Here is a 22,213-nt window from a genome sequence, read left to right as displayed (position 1 = left end):
CTACAAGAACGCCTACGACTCCAGCGACCACCGCACACAGGCCCTCACCGGCTGGCTAGACTTCTACAACCACCGCCGCAACCACAGCGCACTCGGAGGACGAGCACCCATCAGCAGATGTAACCAACCTGCTGGCTGAGTACAGCTAGGGCGGTGGTTTCGTTCGGGACGGGGCCAGAGGCCTCTAGGCGCAACCCACCGGCAGTGAAAGTTTGAAACCATGAAAAAAGTGGATCCCTTTGTGATCGTGGTCGGGTTTGACGGCTCCAAACAATCGCGCGATGCCCTGGAGTGGGCCATTGAAGAGTCCCGGCACCGTGCCGCGGAGCTGCGGGTCGTGACGGTCTGGAGTAAAAAGCACCTGTCCTGGTATCCGGCGATGCTGGAGACCGCTGCGGGCGAAATCGTGGCAGAAGAGTCGCCGGAGCAGCAAGCCTCGGCCCTCAGCGCGGAGGCGGCGCAGGCCGCCGCGGGGGTGAACGTCGTGCCGCAGACCATTGAGAACGACTCGGCGGCATCCGCCATCCTCGAAGTCGCTCAAGGGGCCGACCTGGTGGTGGTCGGCTCCCGCGGCCACGGTGGTTTCGCGGGCCTGCACATCGGTTCGGTCTCCACCCAGATAGCCAGCCACGCGCCGTGTCCCGTCCTGGTGGTCCGCCCGAAATCCCCCCAAAGCTGACCGGCTAAGGACGGGACGCGGTGAGGCCCCGCGCTGCCGCGCGACAGGCAAACGGCCCGCCAGCGATCGCTGACGGGCCGCGGGCGTGGGCCGGGTTTTTGCTCGGCGGTGCTAGCTGAGGGTGGCGGTGTCGATCACGAAGCGGTAGCGGACGTCCGAGGCGAGGACGCGTTCGTAGGCGTCGTTGATCTTGCCGGCCGGGATGACCTCGATTTCTGCGCCGAGTCCGTGTTCGGCGCAGAAGTTGAGCATCTCCTGGGTTTCCCGGATCCCGCCGATCATGGAGCCGGCGAAGGAGCGGCGGCCGCCGATGAGCGCGAACGCGTTGACCGGGAGCGGTTCGGCCGGTGCGCCGACGTTGACCAGGGCGCCGTCCAGGGCCAGCAGCTGCAGGTAGGCGCTGATGTCGATCGAGGCGCTGACGGTGTTGATGATCAGGTCGAAGCTGCCGGCGAGTTCGGTGAAGGTGTTCTCGTCGCTGGTGGCGTGGTAGTGGTCTGCGCCCAGGCGCAGGCCGTCTTCCTGCTTTTTCAGCGACTGGGACAGGACGGTGACCTCGGCGCCCATGGCGTGGGCGATCTTGACGGCCATGTGGCCCAGGCCGCCCAGGCCGACGACGGCGACTTTCTTGCCGGGGCCGGCGCCCCAGTGGTGCAGCGGGGAGTAGGTGGTGATCCCGGCGCACAGCAGCGGGGCGGCGACGTCGAGTTCGATGCCTTCCGGGATGGTGACGACGAAGTCTTCGGTCACCACGACGTGGGTGGAGTAGCCGCCCTGGGTGATGGTGCCGTCACGGTCGGTGGCGCCGTAGGTGCCGGTGTTCCCGGCGAGGCAGTACTGTTCCTCGCCGGACTGGCAGTTGGCGCACTCGCCGCAGGAGTTGACCATGCAGCCGACGCCTACCCGGTCCCCGACCTTGTGCCGGGTGACGGCGGAGCCGGTCTCGGTGACGATCCCGGCGATTTCGTGGCCGGGGACCAGCGGGTAGGACTGCGGTCCCCAGTCGCCGCGGACGGTGTGGATGTCCGAATGGCAGATCCCGGCGTACTTGATCTCTATCAGGACATCGTGCGGGCCGACATCGCGGCGCTCAATCGTGGTCGGGACAAGGTCCCCAGCGGCGGAGGGGGCGGCGTAAGCGTTTACGGTAAGCATTCTTCTCCAGTAATGGTCGGTTCAGTCGTTACGGTCGGTTGGGGAGAGGTATCGGGCTCAGGGCGGACAGGGACCCGCGGGGTCCTGCCGTCGGCCAGGGGGCGATGGACAAATGTCCCCCGTCGAGGGGCACAGTATGGTCCAACACCATGCCGGCCTGAATTGTTCCGCGGAGGATATCCGGCCCACGCAGACGTCGTAGCTGGTAGCTGGCGCGACGGAGGGGGCGGCGTCAAAGCCGCCCCCTCCGGGGACTGCGCGGCCGGTTCTGTGCTGAGGACAGCACGGCCGGGCCGCGGGGTGACTCGCTGCGCTGTCCGCTTCTAGGACATGGTGGTTCTGGACATGGTGGATCTAGGACATGGTGGATCTAAGGCATGACCTTGTAGAGGTCGATGACCGTCTCTTCGGGCGGCGAGGCGAAGCCGCCTTCAATGCCCGCCTGCATCCGGGGCATGAGGATCGTGTCCCGGAATGTCTCCCAGCTCTCCTTCGATTCGTGGACGGCCATGACGGTCCAGCCACCCGCAGACGAGCCGCCGGCGTGGAAGATCTGGCCCTCCGGCAGGAGCCCTTTGCCGGGGTGGACGGCTGCAATCGACGCTTCGTACTGTTCCTTGGTGCCTCCCGGGAAAAAGTGCACGACTCCGTAGGCTGTGGTGTCCATAGCTGCTCCTAGGCTGGTGGATGGGACTGGACAAGGCCAGTCCTAGACTCCGCCGCGGGGCGTGTCAAGGGACCGCGCTTACGAAGCGTGGGCCTCCGGCGGAGCCGAACCCTTCGACGTCCGCGCTGCCGCCAGGTGATCGAAGTGCCGAGCACACGGCCGGTGAATCCTCCCGCCGGTTGGCCCCCGGGGCACGGCTTTGCGGTGGCCCGAGCCGGTCCGACCTTGCGGCCTAGGCGGGAGCGCCGATCCTGGATACGGTCCTAAGTCCCTGTTTTCGGGCCGGTCCCCGCGGCTACTGTTGCGGAAGGCGCATGGCGGTCCGTGAATCGAGCCGGTGCGTCTTCAGCCATAAAAACGGGGGACCGGTGCGTCTCCGGCCGAAAAAAGTGGGGGTACGTTGTCCAAGGATTCAGTCATGACCCGGCTTCCCGGCGATGCAGGCGGCTCAACGACGAGTGAGCCTGCCGGAGGGAGCGACGCCGTCGTTCCCTCCTGGGACCGGGTTAGTCCGCCGGCGCCCCCGGGCGTCAGCCGCGTTGCCTACTGCCGCGACCATTGGCCGCCGCTTTAGGGACACCGCGGCGCCCCCAGCCTGGCCAGGCACCGAGCCGGCACACGCGGGTGGGCCGCCGGGCAGGACATCCAATCGCAACCGGCGGTCCCCGGCCGCTGGGTTTGGTGCTGTTTACCCAGGATTTACGTGGGTGGTCTTGTGAGCGTTTCCAGGCCACCACGAGACTTTTAACACGGGCTGACACCATATGTTCAGCTTGATTGGACCAAAACCAGCGGGCGGCAGCGCAGTTTGCCTTCCCCATCCGTGCCAAGGATGTCCGGAAGGGGAGTCCGCACTTCGGGAGGATCGTCATGGCCGGCACTTTTGAACTCTTTGTCGACGCCGATGCCTGCTTCAGGTTTCGGCTGAGGGCCCCGGACGGGGCCGTATTGGCCGTCTCCAAAGCTTTCGCGGACAAGCCCGCGGCCGTAGCCGGCATCACCGCCGTGCGGGAATACGCGGGGATGGGACTGATTAGTGACTTGTGCCCGGCTGGGCCGCCCGCAGCCCCGGCAACACCCCGGCCCAAGGCGGCCTCCACGCCCGTGCCCGGCGTGGACCGCCGGGTGCATGACAACGATCTCCGGATCCGCGCCAGAGCCCTCCGGCGTCCGACGCACGCAGCGGGTGCGATCGGCGTTGCCTGACTCTTGCCCGTCCTCGGGAACCGGGCACTGCCTGGCGCCGCGTCCCTAGGGGGCCATCCCGGCTTGGACCGGGACAAATTCGATCTTGTTCGCTGCGTGCACCGTCTTCCTGGGCGCCCGGGAGTACCCCTTGGCGTCGAGGTGGTTCTGCGCCCGGTAGACAGCCATGGCATCGTCATAGAGGCCGTTAAGCCGGCGCCCCGAGTAGATCTGCTCCGTGCCGTCCGTGAACGTGATGGTAATGAGCGCCGTGTCCGGAAAATGCCGCGGCATGCGGATGAAGCCGTCGGCGTCTTGTTTGAGATTGATCATGTGGTTCCCACTTTCGTGATCGCGATGATCCAGTCTCCCGTCTTCGCGGTTCTTATCCAACCTGCCGAATCCAACCGGCGGGCGGCCGCCGACGGGTTCTACGCCTATTCGGCCACGTATGCGTTCACGGCTTGCTCCAGCACGGCCCTGTCACGGTCCCAGGACGGGGCGGGTGTGGCGACTACCAGGACGCTGCCACCCCTGCTTCCCGTCACCAGGCACGCCATTTCCCGGTACTTGTGCGCGCCGATGCGTGTTACATACCTGTCCTCGACGCAGGCACCGGTGCCGCCGCGGAACGGCATTCGGGCACGGTACGACAACCGGGTCGCGGATGCGGCGTTCTCGCCCGTGAGGTGGGCGAGGCGAAACCCGGCCCAGTTGGTCGGCGACTCCGCGCCTTGTCGCGGCGTCGCGTTGAGATAGATCCTGAGCTCACCGTGCGGGCCGGTGACTACGGCTGACACGCTGCCGGGGTCGCCCGCCATCGGAGTGGCATCCGGCGGCACGGACAGTACTCCTGTCCTGTCGGGAAGTTCCATGGACTGCCACCCCGACGGGGCCGCGCCGGCGCGAAACCACACGAACGGCGTCGCGCCGGACGGGGACCCCACCGGCATCCGGTCCTCAGGGCGGCCGCCGCAGCCGCTCGTGACCACCACGGCCGCCGCCCCCAGCAGCCCGGCTAACAACATCGCCCGTCGGGGATGCCAGCGGCCCTCCTGGGCCGTCCTACCTGTTGCCGTCACCGTCGTCCGGTCCGCCGTTGTTATCACCATCATGATCGTTACCGCGAGGTGCGGGAGCGGGCAGCGGAACCATGGGCTGCGGTACCGGGGCGGCAGGCTGAACCATGGGCGGGGGTGCGGGGGCGGGCCGCGGAGCGATGGGCAGCGGTGCGGGGGCGGCCCGCGGAGCGAGGCGACTCGGGGCGGTCAGCCGGACCCCGGGAGCACGGACCACGGGAGCCCGGACCGCCGTCGCCGCCGGGAGATGGGAGGGGGGACGGAGGGGGTTCCTGGCCGAGGGCGGCGGGCTGGCGATCGCCGGCGCGCGCGTGACCGCGGCAGGGGGAGGTGCCGGAGTCGCCGGGTGCGCGGCGACGCAGGCTCCGAGCACCAGCGTCGTGCCCAGCGCAGCGGCAGCAGACGCAAGGCGGGAAATCTTCATGATGAGCTCCTGGAAGTGGGCCGGCCCTGTTCAGCCGGGCTGTCCCTAGAACGGAGCCGGTCGCCCCGAGGTTCAACACGGCCTCCGGTTTCCGGGCGGGGGAACCCGGGAACCCGGGGCGGTGAACTGATCGCCGGCCGGCGTCGTATTTACGTCCAAGGAGGCGGATATGTCCGATCAGGAAGCCGCGTTGCTGCGTTCGTTGCACGAGACCTATGGTCAGGCGCTGTGGCGGTTCGTCATGAGAATGACCCGTGACAGCACCCTGGCCGAGGACGTCGTGCAGGAGACCCTGATCCGCGCCTGGCAGCACCCGGCGATTCTGCAGCGCCCGGACGCCGCGGTGCGGGCCTGGCTCTACACGGTGGCCCGCAACCTGGTCATCGATGACCGGCGCAGCGCCCGGCGACGCCACGAGAGCCGGGCCGAAGAACTTCCGGAGATTCCGGAGGCCGACCGGGTCGACCGGATCCTGGATGCGTGGCTCGTCTCGGATGCCCTGGCCGGATTGTCCGCCGAGCACAGGGCCGTCATCATCCACTCGTACTACCGACGAGAGACAACGGCCGAAATCGCGCGAAGCCTGCAACTGGCCGAGGGAACCGTGAAGTCCCGGCTGCACTACGCCCTGAGGGCGCTGCGGCTGGCACTGCAGGAAGGAGGCGTCACTCCATGAGCCACAACGGAATCGATGCATACCGCAGCTGGGATGCCGCGTATGTGCTTGGATCCTTGGGCTCCTCCGAGCGCCAAGAGTTCGAGGAGCACCTGTCCGGTTGCGCGGGATGCCGGGCAGCCGTCGCCGAACTCGCCGGGCTGCCATCACTGCTGGCAGTCCTTTCACCCGAGGAGGCACAAGCCCTGGGCCGGACCGGGACTGAGAGCCAGTCAACGGGGTTGCTCCCGGGGCTGGCGAAAAGGGTCCAGCACGGGCGCCGGCGAACGCGCCTGACCGTTGCCGGACTAGTCCTGGGAGCCGCTGCCGCATCCGGGGTGGTCGCAGTCGGCGTCACCGCCCCCGCCCCCGCCCCCGCCCCGCCGGCCGGGCAGACCCAGGCGGCGTCTGACGTGGCGCTGAACTTCACCCCAGTAGCCAACAGTTCGTTGGTCGCCAAGGGTTCCCTGACCCGGAAGCCGTGGGGAACCCGCATCGACTGGGAATGCACCTACACGCCTTCCGCTGCGGACTCCCCGCCACCGGCAGCGTCCGGCGGTCCCCGCACCCCGGAGGCATATGGTTTGGTGGTTGTCGACTCCAGCGGACTCAGCACACAGGTGGCCACGTGGATGGCGACGCCCGGGACGGTGGCCACGCCGACAGCGACCATCGATGTCCCGGTGGCCGATATCCGGCGGGTCGAAATCCGGGCCGTCGCCAGCGGGCGGACGCTCCTGAGCGCACGCGTGTAGCTCCGGCCACAGGTTGAGAAGGACGGCGGCCCGGCATCCGGCCGGTGCGTCCACGGCGCCGGCGCGGCCAGCAATGAATAGCAGAGACAATGGAGGCGTGACTTCCGCGACCGCGCCCCTGGACCCTGCCTGCCCCGAGGGACTCTTTGACCTCCGCAGCATCGGGGCGGGCCTGACCTTTGCGGACTCGCTGGAAGATCTCGCCGTGGCGCTGCAGGACCGGGGTGCCGGAGCGTCCGCGGTGGTGCAGGCTCCGCCGGGCACAGGCAAGACGACGCTGGTCCCGCCGCTGCTCGCCAACATCGCTGCTGGCGGGAGTTCCGGGCGTCCGAGGATTGTCGTCACCCAGCCGCGGCGCGTGGCCGTCCGCTCGGCCGCGCGGCGCCTGGCTGCCCTGGACGGCACCCGGATCGGCGGCCGTGTGGGCTACACGGTCCGGGGGGAACGCCAGACCGGCCCGGGCACCGTGATCGAGTTCGTGACCCCGGGGATCCTGCTGCGCCGCCTGCTCGCGGACCCCGGCCTTGAGGGCACCGATGCCGTGATCCTCGATGAAGTCCACGAACGCGGGCTGGAGACAGACCTGCTCGTCGGCATGCTCGCCGAAGTCCGCCAGTTGCGCGGAGACCTCACGCTCGTCGCCATGTCGGCGACCCTCGACGCGCCCCGCTTCGCCGCCCTGATCGGCGACGCGACCGGACACGATGACGGCGGTCCGGCGCCGGTGGTCGACTGTCCTTCCGCGCTGTTCCCGCTGGACCTGGAATGGGCGCCCGCAGCTGGCCCCCGGCTCGATGAACGCGGCGTGACCCGGGCCTTCCTGGACCACGTGGCCGACACGGCAGCGGCCGGCCATGCCGCCGCGCTGGCTGCCGGACGGGATATTGACGCCCTAGTGTTCGTCCCGGGCGCGCGGGAGGTCTCCCACGTTGCTGCCCGGCTGCGGGCCCGGAGCCACGCAGAGATCCTCGAACTGCACGGCCAGGTGGGCCCGGCGGAGCAGGACCGCGCCGTCTCCGGGCGGCAGCCCGGCGGGTCCGCGCGGATTATCGTTTCGACCTCGCTCGCCGAGTCCTCTCTGACGGTTCCGGGCGTGCGGCTGGTCATCGACTCCGGGCTGTCCCGCGAGCCGCGGCGCGACGCCAGCCGCGGGATGTCCGGCCTCGTGACGGTGTCCTGCTCGCGGGCTTCAGCGGAGCAGCGCGCCGGCCGCGCCGCGCGCCAGGGTCCGGGCACCGTGATCCGCTGCTATGACCAAAAGGCCTTCGGCGCCGCGCCCGCCCACCAGACTCCGGAAATCGCGGCAGCAGACCTGACCGGTGCCGCCCTGGTCCTGGCGTGCTGGGGAGCCCCCGGCGGCCGGGGGCTCGCCCTGCCTGACGCGCCGCCGCCCGCTGCCCTGGCCGAGGCCGTTGAAGTGCTCCGGGAACTTGGCGCCGTGACGCCGGACGGCCACGCCACTGATCTGGGCAAAATCCTGGCACGGGTCCCGACGGATCCGCGGCTGGCCCGCGCCCTGCTGGACGGTGCCGCGACGGTAGGGCACCGCACCGCGGCCGAGGCGGTAGCCCTCGTCTCAGGGGACCAGCGCGCCCCCGGCGCCGACCTGACGCGCCTGGCGGCCGAACTGAAAACGGGCAGGGATCCCGGCTCCAGGCGCTGGGCGGAGGACGTCCGGCGGATGGAGGGGATCGCGCGCCAGGAGGCGTCCGGCGTCGCGCCCGAGGAGTCATCCGGCGTCGGACTTTCCGCACCTGCCGTGAGGGTGGGCGCCGCGGAGGCCACCGGCTTCGTCGTCGCGCTGGCTTTCCCGGACCGCGTGGCGCACCGCGTTCCGGGCGACGGGCCGGAGCGTTACCTGCTCACGTCCGGAACCCGGGCCGGTCTGCCGGGCGGCAGCCCGCTGTCCGGACAGGAGTGGCTGGCCGTGGCCGAAGTATCGCGCGCCCAGGGGCGCGACGCCGCGGGCACCGGCGCCGTCATCCGCTCGGCGGCGCCGCTGACGGCGGACACCGCCGAAGCCGCCGCCCGCCACCTCCTGAGCGACACGGTGGAGGCGCGGTTCAGCCAAGGCCGGGTCTCGGCCCGGCGCGAACGTCGCCTGGGCGCGGTCGTGCTCTCGTCCACCCCGGTCCGGCCTTCTGCGGCGGAAGGCCGTGCGGCCGTTGCGCGCGCCCTCACAAGCGAGGGGCTGTCGATCATCGGATGGTCGACGGCGGCAGAGGCCTTGCGCCGCCGGCTTGCCCTCCTGCACCGGGAACTGGGCGGTCGCTGGCCGGACGTGTCCGAGCCGGCGCTGCTGGCCCGGCTGGACGCCTGGCTGGCCCCGGAGTTGGAAGCGCTGGCCGGCGGGGCAGCCACGGCCGGGATCGATCTTGCCGGACCGCTGAGCCGGCTTCTGCCGTGGCCCGAGGCGTCCCGGCTGGGGGAGCTTGCGCCGGAGCAGCTGGCGGTCCCCAGCGGATCCCGGATCCGGATCGATTACCCGGACGCGGGAGACACTACCGGCCGCCCGGTCGTCGCCGTCAAGCTGCAGGAGTGCTTTGGCTGGGCCGAGACGCCGCGGCTGGCAGACGGTCGCGTGCCGGTGTTGTTCCACCTGCTCTCGCCGGCCCGCCGGCCGCTGGCCGTGACCGACGATCTCGCCTCGTTCTGGTCCGGGCCCTACGCGCAGGTTCGGGCGGAAATGCGGGGCCGCTATCCCAAGCATCCCTGGCCCGAAGACCCGTGGACGGCGCCCGCGACAGCCCGGACCAAGCCCCGGAACTGACGCAGGCGGCCGGCCACTCGCGCCGCCCGGGCAACGGGGGCATGATGAAGGTGGGCGACGCCGGCGGACAGCCAGGAACGCGGACGCCGCTCACACGGGGAATAAAGCGTCATCCCAGCCCAGCGATGAAGAGTGATGGCCATGCACGTTGCGTTCGTCTCCATTCCGGCCCATGGACACGTAAACCCAACACTGCCGTTAGTGGCGGAGCTTGTGAGCCGGGGCCACCGGGTCACGTACTTCACCTCGGCCGACTTCGAACCGCGGATCCGCAAGGCGGGCGCTGATTTCCACGCTTCCGGCGGAAACTGGCTGGCATCACTGCCTGGCCTGGGGCCTGGCCCGCGGGCGCCGGCGCACGTGATGCTGCCGATCATGAATAAGGTGTTCGAGGACATCAGGTCCAGCTTCCCCGCGCTGGTGGAACTCCTGCGGCAGGACCCGCCCGATGCTGTCTGCTTCGACGCCATGACGCTCAGCGGCAGCATGGCGGCAGAAAAGATCGGCGCCCCGGCCATCGCCCTCATGCCCACCTATGCCACCAACGAACACTTCTCGCTGCGGTCCCTCATGCCGGCACCCCCACCCGGGGGCGCCGACGAGATGGCGAAGGTCAGGATGGCGATGGGGCGATTACTGGCGACGTTCGCTGCCGAGCAAGGCGTGCGGACGCCACGGATGTTCGACGGTCCGCCGGCGCCGCTCAACATTGTGTTTCTTCCCCGCGAGTTCCAGCCCATGGGCGAGACCTTCGATGACCGGTTCCGGTTTGTCGGGCCGAGCGTGGGCGCCCGGGACGACGACGGCCAGTGGATCCGTGAGGGGACGGGCCCGCTTCTGTTCATCTCGCTGGGGACCACCCCGCTTAACCGCCAGCCGGAGTTTTTCCGGATGTGCCTGGCCGCCTTCGGGGGCAGTGACTGGGACGTCGCCATGGCCACCGGGGAACAGACCGGCGTGACCGAGTTAGGGACCATCCCGGCCAATGTGAGAATCCGGGCGTTCTTCCCTCAACTGCAGGTGCTCCGCGAGGCGGCGCTGTTTGTCACCCATGCCGGCATGAATTCGACCATGGAGGCGCTCTATTTCGCCGTCCCCATGCTGGCCGTTCCGCAGCAGCCGGAGCAGGCGGCCACCGCCCGCCGGCTTGAAGAGCTTGGTCTCGGCCGGCACCTGGCGCCGGAGGACGTCACTGCCGTGGCGCTCCGGACGGCGGTCGACGCGCTCCACGCCGACGCACAGGTGCGGCGGAACGTGGCCGGGATGAGCGACATTGTCCGCCACGCGGGAGGAGCCGTGGCTGCCGCCGATGCCATTGAAGCGCATGTGCGCCACGGAGCGGGACGGTTCGGGAACGTCGGCTAAGGGCGCCGGCTAAGACGGGGCGTTTGAGGACTCTTCGCCGTGTGTCGTGAGGAACTCCGCGACCGTGGCCGCCAGCGCCGCGCCCTCCGCGTCGGCACCCCGCTTGTCCCCGGCAACGGCGAAGGAGTGGTCGCCGCCCTCGCGCCACACCACAGTCGCGGACGGTCCGATCCTGGCCGCCACGGACTCCAGCAGTTCACGGGTGGCAAACGGGTCGCGCGTGCCCTGCAGGAAGAGCATCGGCAGGGTCAGCCCGTAGAGGTGCTCATCCCGGATTTTCTCCGGCTTCCCCGGCGGATGCAGCGGATAGCCCAGATAGACCAGGCCGGCGGCGGGCATGCCCTCCGCCACCGCCATGGAGGCCATGCGTCCGCCGAACGACTTTCCTGCGGCCCACAGCGGCCGGCCGCCGGACCGCGTCGCGGCGGCCTCCATGGCGGCCCGCCAGGCAGCGATAGCCGCCGGGGGACGGTCGGGGAACTTCTTGCCGGCCTCCCGGTAGGGGAAATTGAACCGCAGGGTCGCCACGCCCAGCGCGTTCAGGGCGCGGGTGAAGCCCAGCAGGAACGGGTGGTCCATGCCCGCGCCGGCACCGTGGGCAACAACCAGGGTGGCGAAAGCCTCCTCGGGGTCGGCGAAGACACCCGAAACGGGGGCGCCACCGACGTCGATGGTGATCGGGGACTCGGGGGTGGTCATGGCTCCATCATGCCGGGTTCGCTCTTCAATTGCCCATGTCAGAGGGGTACGTTGTCCCCATGACCAGGGAAGAAGCGCACCTTACCGTCAGCGGACCGCAGGGCGACCGGGAGCTGAGGGTGTCGAGCCCCGGCAGGGTCATCTGGCCCGCTAAGGGACTGACCAAGCTGGACCTGGCCCGGTACATCGTGGACGTGGGGGAGGCCTTCCTGGCCGCGAACGGTGGCCGGCCGGTGACTCTCCAGCGGTTCAAGGACTCGGTGGACGGCGAACAGTTCTTCTCCAAGAACCCGCCCAAAGGTGCTCCGGACTTTATCCGTTCGGTCGACGTCGTCTATCCCAGCGGGCGCTCGCATCCCCAATTGGTCATCGACGAAATCGCCGCCGCGGTGTGGGCGGTGCAGATGAACACCGTGGTGTTCCACCCCTGGGCCTCCAGGGCTGATAACCCGGATAATCCGGATGAGCTGCGGATCGACCTCGACCCACAACCCGGCACCGGGTTCGCCGAAGCGGTTCCGGTCGCCCGGGAGCTGCGGCGCGTACTCGCCGAGGCCGGGCTAGAGGCCTTCATCAAGACCTCGGGCAGTCGAGGGCTCCACGTCTTCGCCCCGATTGAGCCCACCCGGGAGTTCCTCGACGTGCGCCACGCCGTCATCGCCGCCGCGCGCGAACTCGAACGCCGCATGCCCGCGCAGGTCACTACCGCGTGGTGGAAGGAAGAACGCGGTGCCCGCATCTTCGTCGACTTCAACCAGGCGAACCGCGACCGAACAATGGCAGGGGCCTACAGCCCGCGGGCCCTCGCGGCCGCGACGGTATCGTGTCCCATCCGCTGGGAGGAACTTGAGTCCGCCGATCCGAATGCTTTCACCATCCTGACCGTCCCGGAACGTCTCAAGGCTGGCGGCGATCCGTGGGCTGGTATGCATGCGGGCGCGGGCGCCGTGGATCTGCTCCTGGCATGGTGGGAACGGGACCTCGAAGCGGGACTGGGGGAGTTGCCCTTCCCGCCGGACTTCCCGAAAATGCCAGGGGAGCCGCCGCGGGTGCAGCCCAGCCGGGCGCGCAGCAAGGGCTGAACGAGCCATCCCTCCCAGCTGTGGTATCGAATTGCCGGTATGAGCAAGGCGGAGAAGAAGAACTTGCGGTATTGCGACTACTACTGCTTCATGTCGCTGAAGGATTTCGCGGCCTGGGTCGACTCCGACGACGATCTGGAACCGGCGATGTCGTACTCGACGCGGCCCGCCCGGTGAAGTCCTGCGCTACCCGTAGGAGCGGACAGTGCGGATGATGCCGCGGACCGAGACGCCGACGGCGCACACCAGCGGAACTAGCGCCGCAAGCAACACCACCGTGTTGGGCCGGAACATCATGCGGCCGGAGGGGCCCTTGGCATAGACACCCAGCGGAAGCACGAAGCCCCCACCGCCTCCGCCGCTTCCGCCGCTGCCGGGCTGGCCGTCTTCCGGGGCGCTACCGCCGCCGAAGCCGAACGACACCACGGCCACGGGGACGACCTCTTCCCCGGCGACGGTCAGGGTGGGCCCGTAAGCCCGGGACACCCCCACATTCTTGAACGTGTCCACCAGGGACGAGAAAGACTCAGACATAGGACACACCCTAGGCAACCGCGCCCGGGAGCGCCAGAGCCGTCCGTCACCGGCCGGCCCTCAGCGGAGCCGGGGGACCTGGGCTCTGGTTTCAGGACATGGGTTGCCCTTAGATTTGTGCTGACGGGCGTGCTGCCCACACCACCGGAAACGAAACACCGGAAGCGAGGCACTGGACATGAAAAAATCCACGAGCGCGGCATCACGGCTGGCCGACGCATTGGCAATCGTTCTTGGAACCGAAGGGATCCCCTTGCGGCTGCGAGCCTGGGACGGCACGGAAGCTGGGCCCGAAGACGCACCCCTCGTGGTTTTCCGATCCAGGCGGGCGCTTCGCCGAATGCTGTGGTCGCCCGGGCAGCTCGGGCTGAGCCGGGCCTACGTGGCCGGCGAAATCGATGCATCCGGCGACATCTTCGCCGCCTTCGGTGCCCTCAGTGCCGCCGGTAAATTTGCAGAGCCCGGTCCGTTCCGGCCGCCGACCGCCGGAGAAGTGTTCACCTTGATCACGACTGCCGTCCGGCTCGGCGCGCTGGGGCCGAACCCGGCACCCCCGCCGGAGGAAGCACGCGTGGGCCGGTATGGCCGGCGCCATTCAAAGGGGCGCGATGCCGCGGCCATTTCCCACCATTACGACGTCGGCAACGACTTCTACGCGCTCGTCCTGGGGCCCTCCATGGTCTACTCGTGCGCTGTATGGGAGTCGGAGAAGACCGGGCTCGACGCCGCCCAGGCAGCCAAGCTTGATCTGGTCTGCCGCAAACTGGGCCTGCAGCCGGGTATGCGTGTCCTGGACGTGGGGTGCGGCTGGGGAAGCTTCGCGCTGCACGCGGCGCAACACTATGGGGTCGACGTCGTCGGGGTGACACTGTCGGTCGAACAGGCGGCTCTGGCCCGCAAACGGGCGGCCGACGCCGGACTGACCGACCGGGTGGAGATCCGGGTCCAGGACTACCGCGACGTGGACGACGGTCCTTTCGATGCGATCAGCTCCATCGGCATGTCAGAACACGTGGGACGCGAGCAGATCCAGCTTTACGCTTCGCGGCTGCAGGAATTGCTCCGCCCGGGAGGCCGGCTGCTGAACCACGCAATCTCCTGGAACGCCGGGGCGGCCGCGCCTGACCCGGATTCTTTCATTCCGCGCTATGTCTTCCCGGACGGCGAGATGCTCAGCCTTTCCGACATGGTCGCCGCGCTCGAATCCGCGGGGCTGGAAGTCCTGGACGTCGAGGCGCTGCGGCAGCACTATGCCCTGACGCTCCGGGCCTGGGTGCGGAACCTTGAGGAGCACTGGGACGAGGCCGTCCACTTCGCCGGCGTGGGACGCGCCCGGGTCTGGCGGCTCTACATGGCCGCCAGCGCCCTCGGTTTCGAAGCGGGTGTCACGGGCGTGAACCAAATCCTGGTCCAGCGGCCCGGCGGCGCGGAGCCCCCGCTGCGTCGCTCGGCGTGGATCTGAGGCGGCCGGGCCAGGCGCTGGCTGTGTTCTGGGGCTGACCCGCGGACCGCGCAATACTAGGCTGTCCTCATGAGCAATACCGAAGTTGCGCCCCAGGAAATCCTCTGTGAAGCGGACGGGTCCCGCGTCGGCCTCGAGCTCCTGGCGCCGCGGCAGGTCCCGCTGGGCGGTCCGCGCGCCATGGACGTACGGCGCACCCTCCCACAGCGCCAGCGGAGCCTCATCGGCGCGTGGTGCTTCCTGGACCACTATGGGCCGGACCGGGTGGGCGACTCCGGCGGGATGAAGGTCCCGCGCCACCCCCATACGGGGCTGCAGACCGTCAGTTGGCTGTTCACGGGGGAGATCGAACACCGGGATTCGGCCGGCTTCCACGCTGCGGTGCGGCCCGGCGAGGTGAACCTCATGACCGCCGGCCGCGGCATCAGCCACTCTGAATTTTCCACCCCGGCCACGACTGTTCTCCACGGTGCGCAGCTGTGGGTGGCGCTGCCGGACTCCGCCCGCCACATGGCGCCGACCTTCGAGCACTTCCGTCCGGAGCCGGTCAACGGAATCGGCTGGATCATGCGCGTGTTCTTGGGCACGCTTTCCGGGTCCGTCTCGCCCGTCACCACCCACACCCCCCTGCTGGGCGCGGAGCTTCTGCTTGAGGCGGGCGCGGAACTGACGCTGGAAACGGAGGCGGCCTTCGAACACGGACTGCTGGTGGACTCCGGCAGCCTGGTCCTGGACGGACATCCAGTCCCGAAGGACAGCCTCGCGTATGTGCCTGCCGGGCACCGGTCCCTGACGCTGGCAGCGGGCGACGACGGAGCCCGTGTGCTCCTGATCGGCGGAGAGCCGCTCGGTGAAAAGATCGTGATGTGGTGGAACTTCGTGGGCCGCAGCCACGAAGAGATCGTCGCGTACCGCGCCCAGTGGCAGGCCGAGATCGGAGCTGCTGAAGTCTCTGCGGAGGGTGCCGCGGACGGTGCGGGCCCGGCGTCGTGGGCAGCAGCGACGGCGGCGGCCGGGGGAGGCGCGGATCTTCGGTTCGGCCCGTTCCCGGCCGGGGAGCCTGCGGCCCTCCCGGCCCCGGCCCTGCCGAATGCCCGCCTCCGGCCCCGGGGCTGACGGTCCCTGGCGTTCAGGTTTGCGCGTTCAGGTTTGCGCGTTCAGGTGTGCGCGATAAAGCGCTCCACGCGCCGGTCCGGGACGAGCCAGATTCCAGCGACCACCGTGTACGTGGCGATCCCCAGGACCGGGTTCACCAGGCTCAGCCCCATGCCTACGATGTACAACACGGGGGATCCCTTGCCCTTCCAGTCCTGCCCCATGGCCTGATCCAGGGCGCCGCCGCGGCCTTGCTGCCGGATCAGAGCCAACTTTAGGAGGTAGTAGGCAATGGCGGCGAGCAGCAGATTGAGCCCGTAGACCAAAACGGGGACTTCGGCCAGCCCGGCGTCATTCAGCCACCGTGTGGTGAAGGGGATCAGGGACAGCCAGAACAGCAGATGCAGGTTGGCCCAGAGAACACTGCCGTTGATCCGGCCCGCCAAATGCAGCATGTGGTGGTGGTTGTTCCAGTAGATCCCGACATACACGAAGCTCAGCACATAGCTGAGCAGCGTCGGAAGCTCGTGGAGCAACGCCGCCCAGGTTGGGTCGGCCGGCACGTGAAGCTCCAGCACCATGATGGTGATGACGATGGCAAGCACGCCGTCGCTGAAGGCCTCCAGGCGGTTCTTGTTCATGGGCGCCTTTGATCAGGGCATCGTGGCCGATGCAGCGGGCACTCCCGACGCCCTCACGCGCCGTTCCGAGGAAACGCTACAGCCTGGCGCGCCTTTCTGCGAGGAGGTTAGCCCTCGGTCTCTGCTTCGAGTTCGGCCTCCGCCATTTCGAGGGCGAAGCCGAGTGCCTGGACAAGGTTGGTGGTCGCCGAAACGATTCTGGGGGTGCCGACGATCGGTGCAACGGCGATCAGGACGCCCCGGACATCCTCCAGCGTGATGCCAACGTCCACTGCGGTGCCGGCGTTGAACAGGTACGAGGCGCCGGGGGCGTCGACGGCCGCGAGAGCCGCGATCCGGGCCAGCATCAACTCGCGGGGAGCGAGCGTGGAGCGTTCGAGCGACACAGCGGTGATGTCGGCGAGGGCGGCGAGGACGGGAGCTTCTTCTTCGGCCATGGTCATGTCTCCATCTGGTGGCGGGGGTTGTGTGCAGAGTGGGCGACGCGGGCGGACCGCCGCGACACCTCTGCAACGTAACCCGATACAGCCTGCGAAGACATCACCCGTACGGGATGAGCCGAGCGTCAGGCCGCCTCCACCGGCAGTCCGCGGAGCCGCCATTCCAGCATTCCTTCGTTCAGCCGAGAGGCGCTTCGACCGGCTGAACGCAGCACGTCCACCGCCTCGTAGGCCAAGACGCAGTAAGCGCCGCGGCAGTATGCGACGATTTCGCCGGTCTCGGGCAGTTCGGAGAGCCTGTCGCGGAGTTCTTCAAGCGGGATGGAGAGCGCTCCGGGGATGTGGGCGGCACTATATTCCTCGCCCGGGCGCACATCGAGCACTGTCACGGTGCCCGCCCGGGCGCGGGCGATGAGTTCGTCGCGGGTGATTTCCTCGTCGCCCGCCCGGCCGGTGCCCAGCCCCAGGTAGGCGACGCGCTTGGGTTCGACGTCCGTGACGTACTCCTGCGCGACTGACCGGAGCAGGCTGTAAAGCCGGAGAATGTCGGGGCCGGCGAGGTCGTAGTGGATCCGGTTGCCGTCCCGACGGGTCGTCACCAGGCCGGCCTGCCGGAGGGCCTGCAGGTGGGCCGAGGCCGTGCTGAGCCCGAGTCCCGCAGCTGCAGCGAGGGTTTCCACACTGCGTTCCCCTTGGGTCAGCAGGTCGAGCAGCTCCAGCCGCTTGCCGTTCCCCAGCGCCTTGCCCACCCGGGCGAACTCTTCAAAGAGTTCAGATTTCTTGGTCCTGTCGCCCACTCGCTCCTCCAAAGATCCATGTAATACTGGAATAGATACTATTCCATGTATATCTGGAATACCACTCCAATGCCGGAACTGCACCCGGCGCGGAAGGACAGGGCAATGGGCACCTTGAATCCGATCACCGTCGTCGATGGGGGACCGGGCAGCGCCACCTACCTTGAAACCGGCACCAAAATGGCGGCCGCCCGGTGAGCAGCCCCGGCAGCACGACCGGGAGAGCCAGCTCTCGGGAGGCCACCACGCTGGGCCTGCGTCAGAACCTGGCCCAATTCATGCTCCTGGTCGCCGTGAACGCGTTGGTGGGCGGGACCCTCGGCCAGGAACGCACGGTCCTGCCGCTGCTGGCGGGTCAGGTCTTCCACCTGGACCTCTACACGTCCGCCCTGACCTACATCCTGGCCTTCGGCCTGGCCAAGGCCGGCACCAACTACTTCGCCGGCACTCTCTCGGACCGCTACGGCCGAAAGCCCGTCCTCGTCACCGGCTGGCTCGTCGCCGTGCCCGTGCCCCTGTTGCTGATCTTCGGACCTTCCTGGGGCTGGATCGTCGCCGCCAACGTGATCCTCGGCATCAGCCAGGGCCTGACCTGGTCCACCACCGTGGTGATGAAGATGGACCTCGTCGGTCCGTCCCGGCGCGGCCTGGCCATGGGCCTGAACGAGGCGGCCGGCTACCTCGGCGTCGCCGCCACCGCCTTGGCCACCGGCTACATCGCGGCCACCTACGGGCTGCGGCCGGGGCCCTTCCTGCTCGGGGCGGCCTTCATAGCACTCGGCCTGGGGCTCTCGGTCTTCGCGGTAAGGGAAACCCGGGGCCACGCCAGAGTGGAGGCCGCCACCCACACCACCGCCCATGCCGCCGCGCACGCGGAATTGAGCAACCGGGAGATCTTCACCCTCACCAGCTTCCGGGACAAGTCCCTGTCCTCGGTCAGCCAGGCCGGCATGGTGAACAACCTCAACGACGGCCTCGCCTGGGGGTTGTTCCCGGTGCTCTTTGCCGCCGGCGGACTGACTATCGAAAAGATCGGCATTCTCGCCGCCGTGTATCCGGCCGTCTGGGGTGCCGGGCAACTCGTCACCGGAGCACTGTCGGACCGATACGGGCGCAAATGGCTGATTGCCGGCGGCATGCTCGTCCAGGCCGTGGCGCTGGGCATGGTCGCCTTCGGAACCGGTTTCGGGATCTGGCTGGCCGCTGCCGTCCTCCTGGGGCTGGGCACCGCCATGGTCTACCCCACCCTGCTGGCCGCTATCGGCGACGTCGCACACCCGCAATGGCGTGCACGCTCGGTGGGCATCTACCGGCTATGGCGCGACGGCGGCTTCGCTGTCGGCGCGCTTCTGGCCGGCATCCTCGCGGACGCCTTCGGGATCCCCGTGGCCGTCGCCGTCGTCGGCGCCCTCACCGCATTGTCGGGAATTCTCGTCGCCGTCCGGATGCGCGGCAACGACCACGTCGTCCGGGCGCAGCGCGGGCCCGCGCCGGCCCCGGTACACGGGGGCGTGCGGTAGGGGGAGCCCGAAAGAGATCCCCAACGCGTTGACGATGGACCGCTTCGGGGCCAGAATCGCAGTAGCTTGTGCCGAGCCGCGGTTGCGCGCTCAGTAGGGACTGACCCAGGCAAAGAGTGTCGGTGGCGGTTCCTGACGTAAAAGGGAGGTCGCAGATCATGGCCGAGACTAAAGTCAAACACCGGAGCGTCGAGGAGCGTGCTGCGAAGGGCAAGGGCTACCGGAAGGACACGCCCGTCTCCAGCCACAAGGGCTGGGTGCCTGCGCCCGATCGCCCTGATCCGGTCGCGCTCCTTGAAAAGCAGAACCTCACCCGCGAACAGGACCTCGTGCCGGTGCGTCACGGCCGCATGCTGGTCTCACCTTTCACGTTTTACCGGGGTGCGGCCAAGATCATGGCCGCAGACCTGAAAGACACGCCGCGGGCCGGCCTCGTGTCCCAGCTGTGCGGGGACGCCCACTTGTCCAACTTCGGCGTGTTCGCCTCGCCGGAGCGGACACTGCTGTTCGACCTCAACGATTTTGACGAGACCCTTCCTGGGCCGTTTGAGTATGACGTCAAGCGCATGACCGCGAGTTTCACGATTGCGGCGCGAAACAACGGCTTCACCAAGGAAGAAACCCGCGATGTGACTCTTACCGCTGTTCGGGCCTACCGCGAGGCGATGGCAATGTTCGCGCAGATGCCCACACTCGACATCTGGTATGCCAAGTTGTCCGAGGAGCAGTTGATGGAAACCATCAACCTGGCGGTGGCAACCCAAAAGGGCAAGGCCCTCAAGAAGGCAGCCCAGGGCATAGAAAAAACGGCGAAGGCCAACGTCGCCAAGGCGCACACCCGGGACAGCCTGCAGGCGCTCTCCAAGCTCGCCGAGCGCGTGGACGGGAAGTACCGAATCGTCAGCCAGCCGCCGATCGTCGTCCCCGTCCGGGAGTTTGGTGACGCGTACGGCATGTCCGGCGATGAGGCGCAGAAGACGATACGTGAGCAGCTCCGGTCCTACCGGGCCACGCTGCAAGACGACCGGCGTCACCTGCTGGAGCGCTTTGAAGTCATCGACGTCGCCCGCAAGGTTGTCGGCGTCGGCAGCGTCGGAACCCGGGCGTTCATTGCCTTGCTCCAGGGCCGGGATGAGCAGGATCCGCTGTTCCTGCAGGTCAAAGAGGCCACGCGATCGGTGCTTGAGGACCACTTGCCGAAGAGCAAATTCAAGCAGCCCGGCGAGCGCGTAGTGCAGGGCCAGCGGATGATGCAGGCCGCGAGCGACATCTTCCTGGGCTGGACCAAAGGAGCGCAGGAAAACCGGTACCTGTACTGGCGCCAGCTGCGCGACATGAAGGGCTCAGCCATTGTGGAAGGGATGAAGCCGCTCGGCATGACGTTCTATGCCGAAGCATGCGGATGGACCCTGGCACGGGCGCACGCCAGGTCGGGCGACCCGGTCGCGATCGCCGCGTATCTGGGCAAGAGCGACAAGTTCGATCAGTCGATCACCGATTTCTCCGCGCGTTACGCCGACCAGAACGACAAGGACTACGAGGCGTTCGCCCAGGCAGTGCGATCGGGGCGCCTGGAAGCAGTCGAGGGCCTCTGATTCCGGGTGGTCATCGGGGGGCTGTGCCGTGAATGACCGGCTCGAAGGCAGGCAGGTTTCCCTGTGGGTCGCGACGGCCGGCGTTACCGCATACCCCTCCCTGGCGATGGACCTGGACGTCGACGTGGCGGTGGTTGGCGGCGGAATCGCCGGCCTGACCGCGGCGCTGGCCCTCAAGCGCGCCGGGAACAGCGTTGCCGTGCTCGAGGCCGCACGCGTCGGGACCGGTGTCACGGGGCATACCACCGGCAAGATCACCTCCCTGCACCGGCTCGCCTACACCGAACTAGCGGACCGCCACGGACGGAAGATCGCCGGCGGCTACGGGCAGGCCAACCAGGCCGCCGTTGAGCACATTGCCCGTGTGGTGGCGGAGGAAGGCATCGACTGCGACTTTCGCAGGGTCTCCAACTACACGTACGCAGAATCCGACGACGCCGTTGCCCGGGTCCGCGACGAGGCCGCCCTGGCCGCCCGGCTCGGCCTTCCCTCCGTCTTTACCTCCGAGGTGCCCCTGCCGTTCGCCGTCCGGGGCGCGGTCCGGTTCGACGACCAGGCACAGTTCCACGCGGTGAAGTACCTCCAGGGCCTCGCCCGGGCCGTGGAGGGAAGCGGAAGCCACGTCTTTGAGGGCTCGCGTGTCACTGCGGTTCGCGACGGCGTCCCCGCCGTCGTCGAGACCGGGGGCGGGACAGTCCGGGCGCGCGAGGTGATCGTTGCCACCAACGTTCCCGTTGACGACGCCGGCCTTTTTGCCGCCCGGTGCTACCTGCACCGCTCCTACCTCATTGCCAGCCAGGCGCATGCCGTGCGCCTGGACGGGACCTTCATCAGCGTCGACGAGCCGATGCGCTCCATCCTGGCGATCGACCTCGACGGCTCCAGCTACGTTCTGACCGGTGGTGAAGGCCACCGGGCCACCGAGACCGGCGACGTCGCCGGGCGATACCGCCGGCTCGCGGCATTTGCGCGCGAGCGCCTCGGCGTCGGGGAGACCAGCTTCCGCTGGTCAACACAGGACACCATGCCGGTCGACGGGTTGCCCTATGTGGGGACCTTGTCCGAGACGGCGGCCCATCTTCACGTCATCACCGGGTTACGGAAGTGGGGGCTGACCAATGGCACGGCCGGGGCGCTGATCCTGGCGGACACCCTTTCCGGGCGCTTCAACCCGTGGGGAGCCGTCTTCGACACCACCCGGGCCACCCGGACGGGCCCGGAAGGACAATCGGCGGGGGAGCGGCCGCAACGGGAACCGCAAGCGGCGCAGCCGGAACCGCAACCGCAGCCGGAACCGCAACCGGCGCCTGAAGAAATCATCAGGAGCGGACCAGCGGCCGTGGCGGGGCTGCGTCCACGCGAAGGCACGGTCGCGGAGATCGGCGGCCACAAGACCGCCATCTATGCCGACGCCGCCGGGGAACTTCACGCCGTCTCGGCCATCTGCACCCACCTGGGCTGCACGGTCGAGTTCAACGCGGAGGACAAGACGTGGGACTGTCCGTGTCACGGCTCCCGTTTTGCCGTGGACGGAGCCGTCATCCAGGGCCCGGCGACACGGAGCCTCGAGCCGAGGCCCGCACCCGACCGTCCGGACTGACCCGCGGCCGGTTA

General features: G+C 68.6%; 24 protein-coding genes. 14 read left to right on the top strand and 10 right to left on the bottom strand.

Annotated features, from left to right (window positions below):
• On the top strand, positions 1-139 hold a 139-nt coding region (locus tag AB4Y72_RS02420), incomplete at its 5' end, for an integrase core domain-containing protein (RefSeq protein WP_441424568.1).
• An 81-nt stretch (positions 140-220) separates the two neighbouring features.
• A complete protein-coding gene (locus tag AB4Y72_RS02415) occupies positions 221-679 on the top strand; it encodes a universal stress protein (RefSeq protein WP_441424567.1) in 459 nt (152 codons plus the stop codon).
• 111 nt (positions 680-790) lie between these two features.
• Here AB4Y72_RS02415 and AB4Y72_RS02410 read toward each other — a convergent pair whose 3' ends face one another.
• Together AB4Y72_RS02410 and AB4Y72_RS02405 are read right to left on the bottom strand one after the other, a co-directional pair.
• Positions 791-1,834: an NAD(P)-dependent alcohol dehydrogenase gene (locus AB4Y72_RS02410; RefSeq protein WP_441424566.1), complete on the bottom strand. Its 1,044-nt coding sequence runs from the start codon at positions 1,832-1,834 to the stop codon at positions 791-793.
• Between the two features lie 370 nt (positions 1,835-2,204).
• Entirely contained in the window at positions 2,205-2,501 is a 297-nt protein-coding gene (locus AB4Y72_RS02405; protein ID WP_441424565.1) for a hypothetical protein, read from the bottom strand.
• A gap of 870 nt (positions 2,502-3,371) precedes the next feature.
• On the opposite strand from AB4Y72_RS02405, the gene AB4Y72_RS02400 reads away from it, so the two are divergent.
• Complete coding sequence (locus tag AB4Y72_RS02400; protein ID WP_441424564.1) at positions 3,372-3,707, top strand: YegP family protein; 336 nt, start codon at positions 3,372-3,374, stop codon at positions 3,705-3,707.
• 45 nt (positions 3,708-3,752) lie between these two features.
• Here the strand turns inward: AB4Y72_RS02400 and AB4Y72_RS02395 are convergent, their stop codons facing one another.
• From AB4Y72_RS02395 to AB4Y72_RS02385, 3 genes are all read right to left on the bottom strand, one after another.
• Entirely contained in the window at positions 3,753-4,019 is a 267-nt protein-coding gene (locus AB4Y72_RS02395; RefSeq protein ID WP_441424563.1) for a hypothetical protein, read from the bottom strand.
• A 104-nt stretch (positions 4,020-4,123) separates the two neighbouring features.
• Positions 4,124-4,714 carry a hypothetical protein gene (locus AB4Y72_RS02390; RefSeq protein WP_441424562.1) on the bottom strand — a complete coding sequence of 197 codons (591 nt, stop codon included), beginning with the start codon at positions 4,712-4,714 and terminating at the stop codon, positions 4,124-4,126.
• 37 nt (positions 4,715-4,751) lie between these two features.
• Entirely contained in the window at positions 4,752-5,189 is a 438-nt protein-coding gene (locus AB4Y72_RS02385; protein ID WP_441424561.1) for a hypothetical protein, read from the bottom strand.
• A gap of 169 nt (positions 5,190-5,358) precedes the next feature.
• On the opposite strand from AB4Y72_RS02385, the gene AB4Y72_RS02380 reads away from it, so the two are divergent.
• From AB4Y72_RS02380 to AB4Y72_RS02365, 4 genes are all read left to right on the top strand, one after another.
• Entirely contained in the window at positions 5,359-5,865 is a 507-nt protein-coding gene (locus tag AB4Y72_RS02380; protein ID WP_441424560.1) for a sigma-70 family RNA polymerase sigma factor, read from the top strand.
• Positions 5,862-6,599 (top strand): anti-sigma factor family protein, encoded by a 738-nt coding sequence (locus AB4Y72_RS02375; protein WP_441424559.1) that lies wholly within the window; start codon positions 5,862-5,864, stop codon positions 6,597-6,599. Before AB4Y72_RS02380 ends, AB4Y72_RS02375 begins: the two co-directional genes overlap by 4 nt.
• Positions 6,600-6,672: 73 nt before the next feature.
• The gene (gene hrpB, locus AB4Y72_RS02370) at positions 6,673-9,369 is read left to right on the top strand and encodes an ATP-dependent helicase HrpB (protein ID WP_441424558.1); all 2,697 of its coding nucleotides are present in this window, start codon (positions 6,673-6,675) and stop codon (positions 9,367-9,369) included.
• 135 nt (positions 9,370-9,504) lie between these two features.
• Positions 9,505-10,734 (top strand): macrolide family glycosyltransferase, encoded by a 1,230-nt coding sequence (locus AB4Y72_RS02365; protein ID WP_441424557.1) that lies wholly within the window; start codon positions 9,505-9,507, stop codon positions 10,732-10,734.
• Between the two features lie 9 nt (positions 10,735-10,743).
• Here AB4Y72_RS02365 and AB4Y72_RS02360 read toward each other — a convergent pair whose 3' ends face one another.
• Positions 10,744-11,433: an alpha/beta hydrolase family protein gene (locus tag AB4Y72_RS02360; RefSeq protein ID WP_441424556.1), complete on the bottom strand. Its 690-nt coding sequence runs from the start codon at positions 11,431-11,433 to the stop codon at positions 10,744-10,746.
• A 59-nt stretch (positions 11,434-11,492) separates the two neighbouring features.
• Between AB4Y72_RS02360 and ligD the strand changes: the two genes are divergently transcribed.
• Both ligD and AB4Y72_RS02350 read left to right on the top strand, forming a co-directional pair.
• Positions 11,493-12,515 (top strand): non-homologous end-joining DNA ligase, encoded by a 1,023-nt coding sequence (gene ligD / locus AB4Y72_RS02355; protein WP_441424555.1) that lies wholly within the window; start codon positions 11,493-11,495, stop codon positions 12,513-12,515.
• 39 nt (positions 12,516-12,554) lie between these two features.
• Complete coding sequence (locus AB4Y72_RS02350) at positions 12,555-12,692, top strand: hypothetical protein (protein ID WP_441424554.1); 138 nt, start codon at positions 12,555-12,557, stop codon at positions 12,690-12,692.
• 9 nt (positions 12,693-12,701) lie between these two features.
• On the opposite strand, the gene AB4Y72_RS02345 is transcribed toward AB4Y72_RS02350, so the two are convergent.
• Positions 12,702-13,049: a hypothetical protein gene (locus AB4Y72_RS02345; RefSeq protein ID WP_441424553.1), complete on the bottom strand. Its 348-nt coding sequence runs from the start codon at positions 13,047-13,049 to the stop codon at positions 12,702-12,704.
• 178 nt (positions 13,050-13,227) lie between these two features.
• Between AB4Y72_RS02345 and AB4Y72_RS02340 the strand changes: the two genes are divergently transcribed.
• Both AB4Y72_RS02340 and AB4Y72_RS02335 read left to right on the top strand, forming a co-directional pair.
• Entirely contained in the window at positions 13,228-14,511 is a 1,284-nt protein-coding gene (locus tag AB4Y72_RS02340) for a class I SAM-dependent methyltransferase (RefSeq protein WP_441424552.1), read from the top strand.
• A gap of 69 nt (positions 14,512-14,580) precedes the next feature.
• Entirely contained in the window at positions 14,581-15,627 is a 1,047-nt protein-coding gene (locus AB4Y72_RS02335; RefSeq protein WP_441424551.1) for a pirin family protein, read from the top strand.
• Positions 15,628-15,668: 41 nt separating this feature from the next.
• Here AB4Y72_RS02335 and AB4Y72_RS02330 read toward each other — a convergent pair whose 3' ends face one another.
• From AB4Y72_RS02330 to AB4Y72_RS02320, 3 genes are all read right to left on the bottom strand, one after another.
• Complete coding sequence (locus tag AB4Y72_RS02330) at positions 15,669-16,247, bottom strand: TMEM175 family protein (RefSeq protein ID WP_441424550.1); 579 nt, start codon at positions 16,245-16,247, stop codon at positions 15,669-15,671.
• Between the two features lie 107 nt (positions 16,248-16,354).
• Positions 16,355-16,690 (bottom strand): carboxymuconolactone decarboxylase, encoded by a 336-nt coding sequence (locus AB4Y72_RS02325; RefSeq protein WP_441424549.1) that lies wholly within the window; start codon positions 16,688-16,690, stop codon positions 16,355-16,357.
• A gap of 122 nt (positions 16,691-16,812) precedes the next feature.
• Positions 16,813-17,484 (bottom strand): ArsR/SmtB family transcription factor, encoded by a 672-nt coding sequence (locus AB4Y72_RS02320; RefSeq protein WP_441424548.1) that lies wholly within the window; start codon positions 17,482-17,484, stop codon positions 16,813-16,815.
• A gap of 278 nt (positions 17,485-17,762) precedes the next feature.
• Here AB4Y72_RS02320 and AB4Y72_RS02315 point away from each other — a divergent pair, with 278 nt between their 5' ends.
• From AB4Y72_RS02315 to AB4Y72_RS02305, 3 genes are all read left to right on the top strand, one after another.
• Positions 17,763-19,004 (top strand): MFS transporter, encoded by a 1,242-nt coding sequence (locus AB4Y72_RS02315; RefSeq protein ID WP_441424585.1) that lies wholly within the window; start codon positions 17,763-17,765, stop codon positions 19,002-19,004.
• A 122-nt stretch (positions 19,005-19,126) separates the two neighbouring features.
• Positions 19,127-20,599: a DUF2252 domain-containing protein gene (locus tag AB4Y72_RS02310; RefSeq protein ID WP_441424547.1), complete on the top strand. Its 1,473-nt coding sequence runs from the start codon at positions 19,127-19,129 to the stop codon at positions 20,597-20,599.
• Positions 20,600-20,627: 28 nt separating this feature from the next.
• Entirely contained in the window at positions 20,628-22,199 is a 1,572-nt protein-coding gene (locus AB4Y72_RS02305; RefSeq protein ID WP_441424546.1) for an FAD-dependent oxidoreductase, read from the top strand.
• Positions 22,200-22,213 lie beyond the last annotated feature (14 nt).

The sequence above is a fragment of the Arthrobacter sp. YAF34 genome (assembly GCF_052113245.1).
Lineage (GTDB): Bacteria > Actinomycetota > Actinomycetes > Actinomycetales > Micrococcaceae > Arthrobacter.
Note: the sequence above shows the minus strand (reverse complement) of the source record. Positions and strands in the feature narration are given on the sequence as shown.

What these genes read in the sequence shown, in the direction of transcription:
- AB4Y72_RS02330 (WP_441424550.1), bottom strand. Translation starts at nt 16,247, where the DNA reads ATGAACAAGAACCGCCTGGAGGCCTTCAGCGACGGCGTGCTTGCCATC.
- AB4Y72_RS02365 (WP_441424557.1), top strand. Translation starts at nt 9,505, where the DNA reads ATGGCCATGCACGTTGCGTTCGTCTCCATTCCGGCCCATGGACACGTA.
- AB4Y72_RS02375 (WP_441424559.1), top strand. Translation starts at nt 5,862, where the DNA reads ATGAGCCACAACGGAATCGATGCATACCGCAGCTGGGATGCCGCGTAT.
- AB4Y72_RS02350 (WP_441424554.1), top strand. Translation starts at nt 12,555, where the DNA reads ATGAGCAAGGCGGAGAAGAAGAACTTGCGGTATTGCGACTACTACTGC.
- AB4Y72_RS02410 (WP_441424566.1), bottom strand. Translation starts at nt 1,834, where the DNA reads ATGCTTACCGTAAACGCTTACGCCGCCCCCTCCGCCGCTGGGGACCTT.
- AB4Y72_RS02385 (WP_441424561.1), bottom strand. Translation starts at nt 5,189, where the DNA reads ATGAAGATTTCCCGCCTTGCGTCTGCTGCCGCTGCGCTGGGCACGACG.
- AB4Y72_RS02400 (WP_441424564.1), top strand. Translation starts at nt 3,372, where the DNA reads ATGGCCGGCACTTTTGAACTCTTTGTCGACGCCGATGCCTGCTTCAGG.
- AB4Y72_RS02395 (WP_441424563.1), bottom strand. Translation starts at nt 4,019, where the DNA reads ATGATCAATCTCAAACAAGACGCCGACGGCTTCATCCGCATGCCGCGG.
- AB4Y72_RS02345 (WP_441424553.1), bottom strand. Translation starts at nt 13,049, where the DNA reads ATGTCTGAGTCTTTCTCGTCCCTGGTGGACACGTTCAAGAATGTGGGG.
- AB4Y72_RS02415 (WP_441424567.1), top strand. Translation starts at nt 221, where the DNA reads ATGAAAAAAGTGGATCCCTTTGTGATCGTGGTCGGGTTTGACGGCTCC.
- ligD (WP_441424555.1), top strand. Translation starts at nt 11,493, where the DNA reads ATGACCAGGGAAGAAGCGCACCTTACCGTCAGCGGACCGCAGGGCGAC.
- AB4Y72_RS02390 (WP_441424562.1), bottom strand. Translation starts at nt 4,714, where the DNA reads ATGTTGTTAGCCGGGCTGCTGGGGGCGGCGGCCGTGGTGGTCACGAGC.
- AB4Y72_RS02335 (WP_441424551.1), top strand. Translation starts at nt 14,581, where the DNA reads ATGAGCAATACCGAAGTTGCGCCCCAGGAAATCCTCTGTGAAGCGGAC.
- AB4Y72_RS02315 (WP_441424585.1), top strand. Translation starts at nt 17,763, where the DNA reads ATGCTCCTGGTCGCCGTGAACGCGTTGGTGGGCGGGACCCTCGGCCAG.
- AB4Y72_RS02325 (WP_441424549.1), bottom strand. Translation starts at nt 16,690, where the DNA reads ATGACCATGGCCGAAGAAGAAGCTCCCGTCCTCGCCGCCCTCGCCGAC.
- AB4Y72_RS02380 (WP_441424560.1), top strand. Translation starts at nt 5,359, where the DNA reads ATGTCCGATCAGGAAGCCGCGTTGCTGCGTTCGTTGCACGAGACCTAT.
- AB4Y72_RS02360 (WP_441424556.1), bottom strand. Translation starts at nt 11,433, where the DNA reads ATGACCACCCCCGAGTCCCCGATCACCATCGACGTCGGTGGCGCCCCC.
- AB4Y72_RS02405 (WP_441424565.1), bottom strand. Translation starts at nt 2,501, where the DNA reads ATGGACACCACAGCCTACGGAGTCGTGCACTTTTTCCCGGGAGGCACC.
- AB4Y72_RS02340 (WP_441424552.1), top strand. Translation starts at nt 13,228, where the DNA reads ATGAAAAAATCCACGAGCGCGGCATCACGGCTGGCCGACGCATTGGCA.
- hrpB (WP_441424558.1), top strand. Translation starts at nt 6,673, where the DNA reads ATGAATAGCAGAGACAATGGAGGCGTGACTTCCGCGACCGCGCCCCTG.